10 protein-coding genes are annotated in these 12,880 nt (G+C 62.2%); 7 read left to right on the forward strand and 3 right to left on the reverse strand.

The window, feature by feature from the left end:
• Together IPK59_09235 and IPK59_09240 are read left to right on the forward strand one after the other, a co-directional pair.
• Window positions 1–909: a carbohydrate kinase family protein gene (locus tag IPK59_09235; protein ID MBK8158921.1), complete on the forward strand. Its 909-nt coding sequence runs from the start codon at window positions 1–3 to the stop codon at window positions 907–909.
• Window positions 906–1,832, forward strand: a complete 927-nt coding sequence (locus IPK59_09240; GenBank protein MBK8158922.1) for a pseudouridine-5'-phosphate glycosidase — start codon at window positions 906–908, stop codon at window positions 1,830–1,832. The genes IPK59_09235 and IPK59_09240 overlap by 4 nt, the downstream gene beginning before the upstream one ends.
• Before the next feature lie 90 nt (window positions 1,833–1,922).
• Here the strand turns inward: IPK59_09240 and IPK59_09245 are convergent, their stop codons facing one another.
• Together IPK59_09245 and IPK59_09250 are read right to left on the reverse strand one after the other, a co-directional pair.
• Complete coding sequence (locus IPK59_09245) at window positions 1,923–2,717, reverse strand: hypothetical protein (protein MBK8158923.1); 795 nt, start codon at window positions 2,715–2,717, stop codon at window positions 1,923–1,925.
• Window positions 2,718–3,168: 451 nt separating this feature from the next.
• On the reverse strand, window positions 3,169–3,855 hold the full coding sequence (locus IPK59_09250) for a hypothetical protein (protein ID MBK8158924.1): 687 nt from the start codon (window positions 3,853–3,855) through the stop codon (window positions 3,169–3,171).
• Between the two features lie 436 nt (window positions 3,856–4,291).
• On the opposite strand from IPK59_09250, the gene IPK59_09255 reads away from it, so the two are divergent.
• From IPK59_09255 to IPK59_09270, 4 genes are all read left to right on the forward strand, one after another.
• A complete protein-coding gene (locus IPK59_09255; GenBank protein ID MBK8158925.1) occupies window positions 4,292–5,521 on the forward strand; it encodes an aromatic ring-hydroxylating dioxygenase subunit alpha in 1,230 nt (409 codons plus the stop codon).
• Window positions 5,522–5,585: 64 nt separating this feature from the next.
• Window positions 5,586–6,227, forward strand: a complete 642-nt coding sequence (gene betI / locus IPK59_09260) for a transcriptional regulator BetI (GenBank protein ID MBK8158926.1) — start codon at window positions 5,586–5,588, stop codon at window positions 6,225–6,227.
• Between the two features lie 24 nt (window positions 6,228–6,251).
• Window positions 6,252–7,424, forward strand: coding sequence for an acyl-CoA/acyl-ACP dehydrogenase (locus IPK59_09265; GenBank protein ID MBK8158927.1), 1,173 nt, complete (start codon window positions 6,252–6,254; stop codon window positions 7,422–7,424).
• Between the two features lie 130 nt (window positions 7,425–7,554).
• Entirely contained in the window at window positions 7,555–8,832 is a 1,278-nt protein-coding gene (locus IPK59_09270; protein MBK8158928.1) for an MFS transporter, read from the forward strand.
• 279 nt (window positions 8,833–9,111) lie between these two features.
• Here the strand turns inward: IPK59_09270 and IPK59_09275 are convergent, their stop codons facing one another.
• Window positions 9,112–11,178: an FAD-dependent oxidoreductase gene (locus IPK59_09275; protein ID MBK8158929.1), complete on the reverse strand. Its 2,067-nt coding sequence runs from the start codon at window positions 11,176–11,178 to the stop codon at window positions 9,112–9,114.
• Between the two features lie 131 nt (window positions 11,179–11,309).
• On the opposite strand from IPK59_09275, the gene IPK59_09280 reads away from it, so the two are divergent.
• Entirely contained in the window at window positions 11,310–12,785 is a 1,476-nt protein-coding gene (locus IPK59_09280; GenBank protein ID MBK8158930.1) for a M81 family metallopeptidase, read from the forward strand.
• The last annotated feature ends 95 nt before the right edge of the window (window positions 12,786–12,880 follow it).

Genomic DNA, 12,880 nt, shown 5'->3' on the forward strand with positions numbered 1-12,880 from the left:
ATGAGCATCATCGTCATCGGTGGCGCCAATCTCGACATCAAGAGCGTCATCGCGGGGCGAACCGTGGCCGCCACCTCCAATCCCGGTGCGAGTTCGCTGAGCCTGGGCGGAGTCGGGCGCAACATCGCCGAGAACTTGGCGCGCCTCGGCGCACCCGTCGCCTTGCTGTCGGTGGTGGGCGACGATGATGCCGGCACCCGTCTCATCGAAGGCTCGGCTGCTGCCGGCATCGACATGAGGCTCACCACCCGGGCCAAGGGCAATACCGGCACCTATGCGGTGGTGATCGACCGCCAGGGCGAGATGGTGATCGGCGTTGCCGACATGCGCCTCATCGACGCCATTACGCCGCGCTTCATCGCCCGCCACAGGGCAGAGCTGGCGGCGGCAAGGCTGCTGGTGGCCGATTGCAATCTCAGCGCCGAGGCATTGGCCGAGGTCGCGAAGATTGCCGCGAAGGCGAAGATCCCGCTGATCGTCGAGCCGGTCTCGGTCCCCAAGGCGAAGCGCCTCGCCTCGTTGCTCCGCTCAGGCCTGCCGATCCATGCCGTGACGCCCAACCGTGATGAGCTGGCGGCGCTGGTGGGTTTTCCGGTCAAGAGCGAGGCCGCCCTCAAGCGCGCCATGCGGCTGCTGCACCGCCGCGGTGTGCGCCATGTGCTGGTGGGGCTGGGTGCCGCCGGCTGCTATCTTTCCTCGGCCCATGACGACATCAATTTCACGGTGCATCTGCCGACGGCATCGCGGGCCAGGGTGCGTGACGTGACCGGTGGTGGCGATGCCATGGTGGCGGGCTTCGCCTATGGCCTTGCGCGCGGCAAGAGCGCTGCGCAAGCTGCGCGCATGGGCCAGGAACTTGCCGCCCGCGCGGTGCATTCATTGACCAGTGTCGCCGCCGCGAGCAAATGAACCAAGGAGCGATCATGAACCCCTATCTCGACATCGCCCCGGAAATCGCCGAAGCCCTCAAGGCTGGCCGACCGGTGGTCGCGCTGGAATCGACCATCGTCGCCCATGGCATGCCCTTCCCGCAGAACCTGGTGACGGCGGAAGAAGTCGAGGGACTGGTCCGTGCCGGTGGTGCGCTGCCGGCCACCATCGCCATTCTCGACGGACGGCTCAAGGTAGGCCTGTCGGAAACGGAATTGCAGCGCGTCGCACAATCGCCGGACATGGTGAAGGCCAGCATCCGCGACATACCGGTCCTGGTCGCGACCCGTGGCAACGGCGCCACCACGGTCGCCAGCACCATGCGCATCGCCGCCATGGCCGGCATCCAGGTGTTCGTGACCGGCGGCATCGGCGGCGTGCACCGGGGAGCAGCCAAAAGCTTCGACATCTCGGCCGATCTCGAGGAGATGGCGGAAAGCAATGTGGCGGTGGTCTGCGCCGGGGCGAAATCGATCCTCGATATCGGCCTGACGCTCGAATACCTCGAGACCGCCGGTGTCCCCGTGATCACCATGGGCAGCGACATTTTCCCGGCCTTCTATTCGCGCGACAGCGGCCACAAATCGCCCTTTACCGCCGACAGCGCCGCCGAGATCGCCGCCGTCATGCGCGCCAAATGGGAGTTGGGCCTCAAAGGCGGGCTGGTGATCGCCAACCCGATCCCCGTGGCCGACGAGATCCCCGCCGCCGAGATCGACCGCCAGATCCAGGGCGCCCTGGTCGAAGCCGACACCACCGGCTATCGCGGCAAGACGCTCACACCCTTTCTGCTGAAGCGTGTCGCGGCCCTCACCGAAGGCCGCTCGCTGGTGGCCAACATCGCGCTCGTGCGGAACAACGCACGCTTGGGTGCCGCGATCGCGGTGGCGATGGCGGGCTAAGGCGCGTCCGATATACCTCTATCCCTAGTCGCACGCACCGCCGACGCGTGTCAGACTTTGCCGGCCGCGCAGCAACGGGGAGTCTGACGCTCACTCATCTGATTTTACCTCAATGACTTCGCGCAGCTTTATACCCGGTTGAACATTGCGACCGTAAATAGTCTGCAACCCCAGTTTGTCCAGGATATCGATTGTCCGCGATGAATAATCCAAATTCCTGGCCGATGGGCCATCTGCCGGCCCTCGGAGTCCGATGGCATAGAGCAGGTTCTTGGCGATGCAGTTCTCTTCGGACGATGCTGATTGGCCGGTCGAGACAAATCCAACAGCGCGAGTGATAATGCCACCAGGCGCCACAGTGAATCCCAAGCATTCACTCTCGTCGCTACGAAAAGTTTCTAGCCCCGCGTCAAACTCTTCCCGAGGCTGACCCAGCCACTTGACCAACCGCACTTCGCCTATAGCTGCCAAGCCCTGTGACGCTCGGTCAGCGAAGACAATCACTGTATCAGCTTCGTTCAGGTCGTGAACCCAATCGAACTTCAGCCCCGACGTTTCGTGTACGGACGCGAGTAGAGGCAGTATCTGCACCTTGATCAGCTCCGTAATGTGCTCATACTTAACATCGGCAGCGTTCTGAAAGTAGATTCGCACCGGTGCGACACGCTTTGTCACGACGGCACGATCCAACAACTGGTCCCATGTTGCACCGTCCGGCACATCTGCCGTACTTACGATAGAGCGAACAACGTCATAAGGCATCGGAATTTCTATCGTCACATCTCCGTCGCCATCAGCGCGAAGACCTGACTTCGATGTACAATCGAGAACAACTACGGCGAACAGAATTCCAACAAGGTACAGTGGCACTCTGGCAATGCGCATCAGGGCTCCCCTCGTCAATGACCACGTCACCTGGCTCTCAATTCTATTGCCAAGCACCTTCCCCGTTTCTCCCCCACCTCACCACCCACCTTCGTGAACGGTGAACACACAAATCCGGTCAGCATTCCCGCCCCCGTCTTGTGTCATGGGATTGAGCCAATGAGCTACTTCAATTAATCAGGGAAGATTCTGACGTCAAGGCATCCCGCGACGCATGGACCCTGCAGAGCGTTTTCCCCGGCCCGCTATAGAGCTGGTGCAGATCGGTGCCCACGCGATCTCCGCACCAAATGACACCCCATTCTCCACCCCTCCCACTTAAATCCCGCTTTTTCCCCGGCGCCTTAGGACCGCCCTGCCAAGTCCTTGATTTTCCTCATATTTGATTGAACCATCATTCAATATATGAACTCTATTGATATAAGCAATCGGGGTCAGAGTCCGATTTTCCCTACTTTGGGCAGTATGCATTGCCAGCCACTCGAAAACCCTCGATCAACTGCTTTGTCTTATCTCTAAAATCACTCAGCATCGCTATTTTTTGCTTGGGAACAACGTATTGGACTTCGATTCCGTCAACTACATCGTAGACAGTGCAGCTGAACCGTTTCTCCTGGGCCTGTGTGAACATGGGGGCCGAAGGACATTCAAGATGATGTGGAGCATCATGTTGGCTGTCAGGAATAAGCACTTCAGAAATGCATCCTTCGCATGTGTAGCTTTGCCACCCAGGCAATTTCATTCTCCCTGGGAGTTTAGGTAAGTGGAGAACAAATCCTGTCCTGCTCTTCATTGCTATAGTTAAGAATGTTGTTACTTCTAGCGCTTCCGCACCCTTTTGCTCGGTCAATTTTTCAGGATCAAATCGATCAATAGTGAAGCTCTTACCCATTGGCGCTAAGTCTCTATATCGAAACACGATGCGAAAGATAGAACTCGGTGGAACTGGGATATGACGGAAGTATGCGCTGTCTATTCCGAGTAACACCGACTTCCCTTGAGCTTCGAGACTCAAACACATCTCGTCATTGGCGCTTGCTGGGAGAACTCCGCTCGTTGAAAGGGCGATCGATAGTATGGTCGCCTGCTTCAGGAGCCACGTGCAGGCATGCACAATCTTGACACTTACCTTAGTCATCTCTCCCTCCCGGCCTCTCCCATTCCTCATGACCGGTGAGAGCGCAAACTTCATCGGCATACGCGTCTTTGCCTCCTGTCACGCGAATGAGCCGGAGAGCTGCTTCAATTAATCAGGGAATTTTCAGACGTCAAGGCTTGCGCCAAAGCCTTGACCCTGCAGGGCGATTTCCACGGCACTCGAGAAAACTGGTGCTGATCGATGCCAACGCAATCTCCGCAGTACATATCGGTCCAAACTTTCCCCCACCCACTTAAATCCCGCCTTTTCCCCGGCACCTTAGGACTGCTTGGCCAAGTCCTTGATTTTCTTCATTTTTGATTGAACCATCATTCAATATATGAACGTTATTGATATGAAAACATTGACTTTATTGATTCTATCGTATAGAAATCATCCCATATAAACGCTGATAAATCGGAGCGGGATGATGACGATGATCGATCAAATCAAAAACCAGACGGCGCGGTCGGATGTGCATGGGGGCCTGGCGGTGAGCCTGCCGGCCTGGGCCTATACCAGCGACGAGCTGATCGACATCGAATATGAAAACCTGATCCTGCCCAGCTGGCAGTTCGTCTGCCACATCTCGGAAGTGGCGAAGCCCGGCGACTATGCGACCCTCGATCTGAAGCGCGATTCCATCCTGGTCATGCGCGGCAAGGACAAGGTGCTGCGCGCCTTCATGAATGTCTGCCGCCACCGCGCGGCAAAGCTCCTCGACGGCAGCGGCAATTGCAAGGCGCGCATCACCTGCCCCTATCATGGCTGGAGCTATGACCTCAGCGGCGAATTGAAGGGGGTACCCGCGGAAAAGACCTTCCCCGGCATCGAGAAGGACCAGCTCGGCCTGAAGCCAGTCGAGATGGAGATCCTGGCCGGCATGGTCTTCACCCGGGTGGTGCCGGGCGGCCCGTCCTTGCGCGAGAGCTTCGGCGACATGGCCGATGTCATCGCCGGCTACAATCTCGAGGAAATGGTGCCGGGCGGTCCCGCCTGGATCGAGACCTGGGATTGCAACTGGAAAATCGCGGTCGACAACAACCTCGAGAACTACCATGTGCCGATCGGGCATCCAGGCCTCAACCGGATGCTGGACAGCGATCTGACCGGGGTCATCAACCAGCATGGCGTTGCCTACAGCAAGAGCGTCCTGAAGGGCATCCCCTCGGCCAACCGGGCCGAGCGCATGTACCAGCACCTCGCCAAGGATGCCCTCACCGACCTGCCCGAGGATGTGCGCAAGACCTGGACCTTCTTTTCCATGGCGCCGAATATCGGCCTCGACATCTATCCGGACAGCTTCGACATCTTCCATATCCTGCCGATGGGCGGCGAGACCTCCGTCATGCGCTATCCGATCTATGTGCGCCCCGCCAAGGACCAGGGTGCCAGCCGGGAGCTGAAGGCGATGCAGTATTTGAACGCCCGCATCAACCGCCAGGTCGGGGCCGAGGACCGGGAATTGTGCGAACGGGTCCAGCTCGGCATGGGATCCCACGGCTATGAGCCGGGGCCGCTTTCCAATTACGAGCATGCGGTGGTAGATTTCCACGACCGGATTCGGGCAGCCTGCCCCGTGGTGAACGAGGTGCGGGCGCCGGCGGCCGGGACATTGCGGCGGCGCAATGACGCCTTGCGGGAGACGAGCCGGTCGGCGGCCTGAGCGAAGGCCGGCTGGCATGATCGTCAACCACTGGCCGGTTCTGCCGCCCGAAAGGGAACAAGGCATGAGCCGCGAATTGGCCAAGGAGGCCCGGCGCCGGCAGCTCATCGAGGCGACGATCGACGGGATTGCCCGCAAGGGCTTTACCGAGCTGAAGATCGCCGATGTGGCGCAGGAAGCCGGTCTCTCAGTCGGCATCGTCAATTTCTATTTCAAGAGCAAGGACGCGCTCCTCATCGCGACCTTCAAACATCTGGTCGAGGATTACGAGCAGCACATGCAGGCGATCCTGGCCAAGGCCGGGAAATCGGCGGCGGCTCAGCTCGACGCCATGATCGAGGCGGATTTCGCCCGGACCCATGCCAACCGCAAGCAGGTCACGGTCTGGTATGCCTTCTGGGGCGAGACGCGCTGGCGCCCGGAATTCCTGAAACTCTGCGCCGACCTCTCGACCTCCTTCCAGATCGCCACGACCGAGACCTTCCAGGCGCTCATCGATGAAGGCGGCTATCAGGGCCTCGATGCCGGCCTCATCGCCCGCGGCTTCAATGCCATGATCGACGGGCTGTGGCTGGACATGCTCCTCAATCCCAAGCAGACCGACCGCGATACCGCGAAGGCCAGCGTCCGCGCCTTCCTCGCCGGCCTTTTCCCACGCGAATTCGGCGGCAAGGTGGCAGCCGCCAACGGCAACGCCGCCGCCTGAGCTCCATCCCACCGGAGATTTCCCATGACCATGTCCTTGCCGCCCCGCGCCCGCGAGATCCAGGCGCGTGTGCGCGCCTTTGTCGATGCCGAACTGATCCCCTGGGAAGTGCATGCCGAAATGCATGACGGGCTGGTCCCGGAGGATGTCTGGACACGCATGAAGGAGAAGGCCAGGCAAGCGGGCCTCGACAACATGGACCTGCCGGAGAGCATGGGCGGGCGCGGCTACACGACGCTGGAACAGGCGGTGGCGCAGGAGCAGACCGGCCGCGTCACCAATGCGCTGGGCTGGTGCGCCAACAACCCGCAGAAATGGATGCTGGAAGCCTGTTCGCCCGAGCAGATCGACCGTTGGATCAAGCCGCTGATGACCGGCGCGCGGCATGAATGCTATGCCATCACGGAGGCGGAAGCCGGATCGGATGTCGACGCCATCCAGTCGACCGCCCGGCGAGACGGCGAGGATTACATCCTCAACGGCGAGAAATGGCATGTGACCAGCGCCAATCTTTCCGACTATATGTTTTTCCAGGCCAAGATCGCCGACGGGCCGAACAAGGGTGCCCATGCCCTGTTCTTTGTCGATCACGATACGCCCGGCGTCGAGATCGTCCGCACACCGGCCTACACGCACAATTACCGGGCGCACCACCCGATCTACCGCTTCACCAATGTGCGTGTGCCGGTCGGCCACCGCATCGGCGCGGAAGGTGATGGGATGGGCTTCACCTATGCGTGGTTCCGCCATGAACGCCTGATGATCGCGGCACGCTGCTGCGGGTCGGCCGAACGGCTCATCGAGGAAGCAACCGCCTTTGCCAAGAGCCGTATCATCTTCGGGAAGCCCTTGGCCGAACAACAGGCGGTGCAGTTCATGCTGGCCGATTCCCTCACGGAACTGTTCGCGGCACGCCTCATGACCTATGAGACCGCCCGCGCCATCGATGAGGGGTCCGACCTGAAGACCGCCCATGCGCAATGCGCCATGGCCAAGCTCTATGCCAGCGAGATGGCCGGCCGTGTCGCCGACCGGGCGGTGCAGATCTTCGGCGGGCGCGGCTATATGCGGGAAAACGTGGCCGAGCGCTTCTTCCGCGAACTCCGGGTCGACCGCATCTGGGAGGGGGCCAGCGAAATCCAGCGAATCATCATCGCCAACGGGTTGCTGAAGCGCGGCGTGGCGGTAGTGGAGTAGTAAAAAAAGGGTCGTCATGGTCCGCGAAGGCGGACCATGACGATTGGGGGCGAACCCTTCCCCTAGCCAAACGACCTGTCGACCCTCTAAAGTCCCGCCCGGGGTTTCTGGCGGCTTTTCGGGGGTTTTGATGTTTCAGGCGATCTGGCGCACCACGCAGCCGGTCCTGCCGGTCCTCATCGGCATCACGCTGATCGAGGTGGCGCTGGGCATCCTGATGCCGCTCATCGGTATCCAGCTCGCGCGCTGGGGCGTCTCCGAGATCGTCGTCGGTGTCGCGGCCTCGGCCTATTTCGTGGGATTCCTCGCTGGCACCGTGGTCTGCCAGCGCATCATTCGCCGGGTGGGCCATATCCGCGCCTTCGGCGTATTCGTCGTGCTGGCGGCCGATGCCACCGTGCTGCACCTCGTCATCCAGGATGCCTATTTCTGGATCGCCCTCCGCGCCATCGCCGGCTTCTCGCTGGCCGGCGGCTTCGTGGTGATCGAATCCTGGCTCAATGACAAATCGACCGACGAAACGCGGAGCCGCATCTTTGCGATCTATACCGCGGTGAGCTGGGGGGCTTCCGGCATCTCGCCTTTGCTGCTCAATGTCGACGATCCGACCGGCATCCTGCTCTTTGCCTTTTGCACCCTGTGCCTGGCCAGCGCGATGATCCCGCTAGGCCTCACCAAGATCGGCAACCCGGTCATCAGCGAGCATACCCATCTCAGCCTGCGGCGCCTGTTCGTGATCTCGCCCCTGGGCGTCGTCTGCTGTTTCGGCGCCGGCTTCCTCAACGGCTCGCTCTATGGCCTGCTGCCGGCCTTCGTCGATGCGATGGCGATGGGTGAGCGGGAGCTTTCCTTCCTGCTGCTGATCGGCACCATCGCGGTCCTCATCGCGCAGTTCCCGATCGGCCACGCGGCCGACGTCCATGGCCGGCGGCCGATCATCATCGGCACGGTGACCGCCTCAGCGCTGCTGTGCCTGATGATCTATGCGACGCCGGAGATGCCCTATATTTTCCTGCTGGTGATCTTCTTCCTGCTCTCGGCCTTCCAGTCGCCGCTCTATGCGCTGGGCATCGGCCAGACCAGCGACTATATCGCCCGGAAGGATTTCGTCGCGGCTTCCTCCGGCCTGCTCTTCGCCTGGGGCCTCGGCGCCTCGATCGGCCCGTCCCTGGCCGGCGTTGCCATGCATGAGCTGGGGCCACGCGCCTTGTTCCTGTTCGTCGGCTGCGGCTATGGCCTCATCGTCACCTTCGCGCTCTACCGCGTGTTCCGGCGCAAGGCGAAGACGCCGGAAGAGCAGAACAACTACGTCGCCGTCCCCGCCGTGCAAGGCGCCTATGGCGCCCCCGAACTCGATCCGCGCGGCGAACACATGCCCCATGTGGGCGCCAAGCCGATGCCGGATTGAGAACGAGTCATTCCCCTCACCCCGACCCTCTCCCCGCAAGCGGGGCGAGGGAGTTCCGACCAAGTTCGCCTTAAAGCCCCTCGCCCCACAGCCGACGAATGTCGGCCTTCGCCGACGGCGGAGACGGGTTGGGGTGTGGGGCGTTGCAGGACTTGTTACAACCAGATAGCACACCGTCATCCCCGCACTTGGTGCGGGGATCCACGAGTTTCCTTGACGCCAGCAAAGACGTGGATGCCCGGGTCAAGCCCGGGCATGACGGAGTTTAATTAGGCAAGATCAGCTCGTCGCCATGATCGGCAGCGGGCGGCGGAATTTCACTTCGTTGGTGTCGTTGGTATCCAACTCGCGCGCATAGCGATGGCCGGCATAGACGGCGTAGGCGATGAGGCCGGGGGCGAGGCAATCGCCGATGCGGGTCACCGATTTGATGCCGGCATCCTTCAGCGCCTCCGGGTTGGTCATCAGGGCGTGATAGAGCGCCTCTTCCGGCAGGCGCGCCGTCACCGGCACCACGGCATCGATGGCGATGAAATGCGGCTTCTCGCCATAGGCGGAATCGAGCTGCGCGACGCCCGCCTTCACCTCGACGAGATCATGGGCGGTGATGACGCGGATGCCGAGCGCGCGCAGGCGCTTGTTGATGAAGAGGACTTCGAGCGTGTTCGCTGTCCAGCTCGAGGCCGTGTCGCCGGGCGTCACATAGACGACGTCGAGACCGGCCTTGGCGAGCTTCTCCGCCAGCACGCCGGCGAGGTAGAACATGTCGTCGTCATAGACCAGCACCGTGCCGCTGGGCGGCAGGCGACCTTCCATGATGTCGTCGGGCGAGAAGACAATGGCGCCGTCGAGGCCCGGAATGGCGCGGGCATGGCTGCGGCCCACCCCGTCCTTGCGCCAATGGCTGCCGGTCGCAAGCACCACCCGCTCGAACCCCTGTTCCAGGATGTTGGCAGCCGTCATGCGGCTGTCGAGATAGGTGTCGACATTGCTCATCTTGCCGATCTGCCCCAAGCGATAGTCGCGCACGCGGCCCCAGGCGGAAAGGCCGGGCAGGCGCGATTCCTTGTTCACGCGCCCGCCGAGTTCGGTCGAGCCTTCGGCGAGCGCCACCTCGTACCCGCGCAGGCCCACGGCGCGCGCGGCTTCGAGGCCGGCTGGACCGCCACCGACGATGAGCACGCGATCCTGCGACGCCTTGGCCGGAATGATCTCCGGATGCCAGCCCTTGCGCCATTCCTCGCCCATGGTCGGGTTCTGCGTGCAGCGGAGCGGCGTAATCGTCATGTCGCCGGTGATGCAGATATTGCAGCCTATGCATTCGCGGATATCCTCGATCCGTCCCTCCTCGATCTTTTTCGGGAGGTAGGGATCGGCGATCGACGGGCGGGCCGCGCCGATCATGTCGAGCACACCCTTTTTGATCAGCGAGACCATGCGGTCGGGCGAGGTATAGCGCCCCACCCCCACCACGGGCTTGCTGGTCAGCTTCTTCACGAAGGCGGTGAAGGGTTCCTGATAGCCTTCCTCGGCAAAGCGCGAAGTCTGGGAATCGTATTTCCAGTTGGAGAGGTTGACGTCCCAGAGGTCGGGCAGATCGGCCAGCATGGCGACAATGTCCTTGGCCTCGCCCTCGATCGAGACGCCGTCATCGCCCATCATCTCCTCGACCGCGAAGCGGACGGCGATGCCGCAGGTGTCGCCCACGGCCGATTTTGCTTCCTCGATCAGTTCGCGGAAGAGGCGCACGCGGTTCTCGAGGCTGCCGCCATATTCGTCGGTCCGCTGGTTGCGCCGCTTCTGCAGGAAATGCATCGGCAAGGAGAGATCGTGACCGGCATAGACATAGACGATGTCGAAGCCGGCCTTCTTGGCGCGGACAGCGGCGTCGCGGTGCCAGCGGCGATAGTTGCGGATATCCTCGCGGTCCATGGCGCGGGCCTGGAACGGGTAGTAATTGGTCGGCTGGTGGCTGGGGCCGATCGGCACCTCGCGGCTGTAGAGGTTGGAGGAGCTGGGTCCGTTGTGCACAAGCTCGACCGCCGCGAGCGAGCCGTGACGATGCACTGCTTCCGTCATCATGGAAAGATAGGGAATGTCGTGATCGTCCCAGATGCGCGCCTCGACATAGGGGGTCACGTCACCGGAGGGATGGATCTCGCATTCCTCGGTCGCCACCACCGCCCAGCCGCCCTCGGCCTTCATGCCCCGCATGGCGGCATGGCCCTGGGGATGCTGATGGCCCATGCCGTTGCAATGCGGCACCTGGAAGAAGCGGTTGCGGGCGGTCACCGGCCCGATCTTCACCGGTTCGAACAGAATGTCGTAACGTGGGTCGCGGGCCATCTTTTCCCCCTGCCTGATGTTGGCCGGACTTTAGACGGGGGCGGGAGATGGACGCAAGCCGCCCCATAGGCTAATTTTCGGGCCAGATCGTGGGAATGACTGTCAGATGCCATGAAGAAGAAACCGGTGCGATGAAGAAGAAACTTGCGGTTGCGCGGCTGTGGTACGAGGGCAATTCCTTTTCCCCCATCACCACCGGCCTCGATATCTTCCAGGCGCGCGAATGGGCCGAGGGCGACGCGGCGGTGACGCTCTATCGCGACACCGCGACTGAAATCGGCGCCGTCATCGCCTTTGCCGACGCGCATCCCGATTGGGAGGTGACCTATCTGCGCTGCGCCGCGGCACCGCCCGGCGGGCCGGTGACCGACGATGCCTTTGCCGCCATCCGCGCCGACATTCTCGATGGACTGCAGCAGCAGAAATGGGACGCCGTCTATCTGTCGCTCCATGGTGCCATGGTCACCTGCGGCAATCCGACGCCGGAACTGGAACTTCTTGAGGATGTGCGGGCGATCATCGGCAAGACGCCGCTTGCCGCCAGCTTCGATCTCCACGCCAATATCGGGCCGGCGATGATCGCGCTCCTCGATGTCGCGACCGGCTACAAGACCTATCCGCATATCGACATGGATGCGACGGCGGCGCGAGCCTTGGCGCTGTTGACGTCACTTGCCGAGGGCCGGATCAAACCGGTCGGCGTCATCGCCAAGGTGCCGGCGATCTATACCAGTTTCAACATGCGCACGACCGACGGGCCGATGGCCGAGATGGCGAAGCTCGCCGCCGCGTGGCGCGCCGAGCCCGGCATATTGGAAGCGACCGTGTTCGGTGGCTTTGCCTATGGAGATTCCCCCTTTGCCGGGCCGACCGCCATGGTGTTCGCCGATGGCGACCGCATGCTGGCGCAGCGCGCGGCGCATGCTTTGGCAGCCGAGATGGCAGCAAGGCAGGCGCGCTTTGAAGCGAGGCCTCCCTCACCCGAAGACGCCATCGCGCAGGCGCTGGCCATCCCGGGCGACAGGCCGGCGGCAATCACGGATCCAGCCGACAATCCGCTTTCCGGCGGGATCGGCGACACGCCCACCTTGTTTCGCGCCTTGCTCGAGGCGAAGCCGCCTGTGCCTTGCGTCTTTGCCTTCTTCTGGGATCCCGAGCTGGTGGCCGAGGCGCGCCTTGCTGGCGTCGGCGCTACGCTCGACGTGGCCTTCGGCGGCCGCGTCACCTCGATTTTCGGCGCGCCGGTGCGCATCGGCGCTAGGAGCCTCGCCTTGACCGACGGGAAGTTCCGCAATGTCGGCCCCTATGAGAACAATCTTGCCGTCGATGTCGGCGACACGGCGCTGTTCGAGGTCGAGGGCATCAAGGTGATCGTCACCACCTCCTGCCAGACGCCCAACGATCCAGCCTACTTCACCCTGCACGGCATCGACCTCGCCAAGGTTGGCCTGCTCTGCGTGAAGGCGAAGAATCATTTCCGCGCCGGCTTCACGCCGCTCACCCGCGCCATCATCGAATGCGATGCGCCGGGACCGGCGGGGGTGACGCTCGATCACTACGAGTTCAAATATGCGGCGAAAACGCTGTATCCGCTGAGCTTGCGGTAGGGCCCCTCACCCCACCCCCTCTCGCCGCAAGCGGGGCGAGGGGCTATCAAGCAAGCTCGGCGCGAACTCCCTCGCCCCGCACTAGCGGGGAGAGG

The sequence above is a fragment of the Rhodospirillaceae bacterium genome (assembly GCA_016712715.1).
Classification (GTDB): Bacteria; Pseudomonadota; Alphaproteobacteria; order Dongiales; family Dongiaceae; genus Dongia.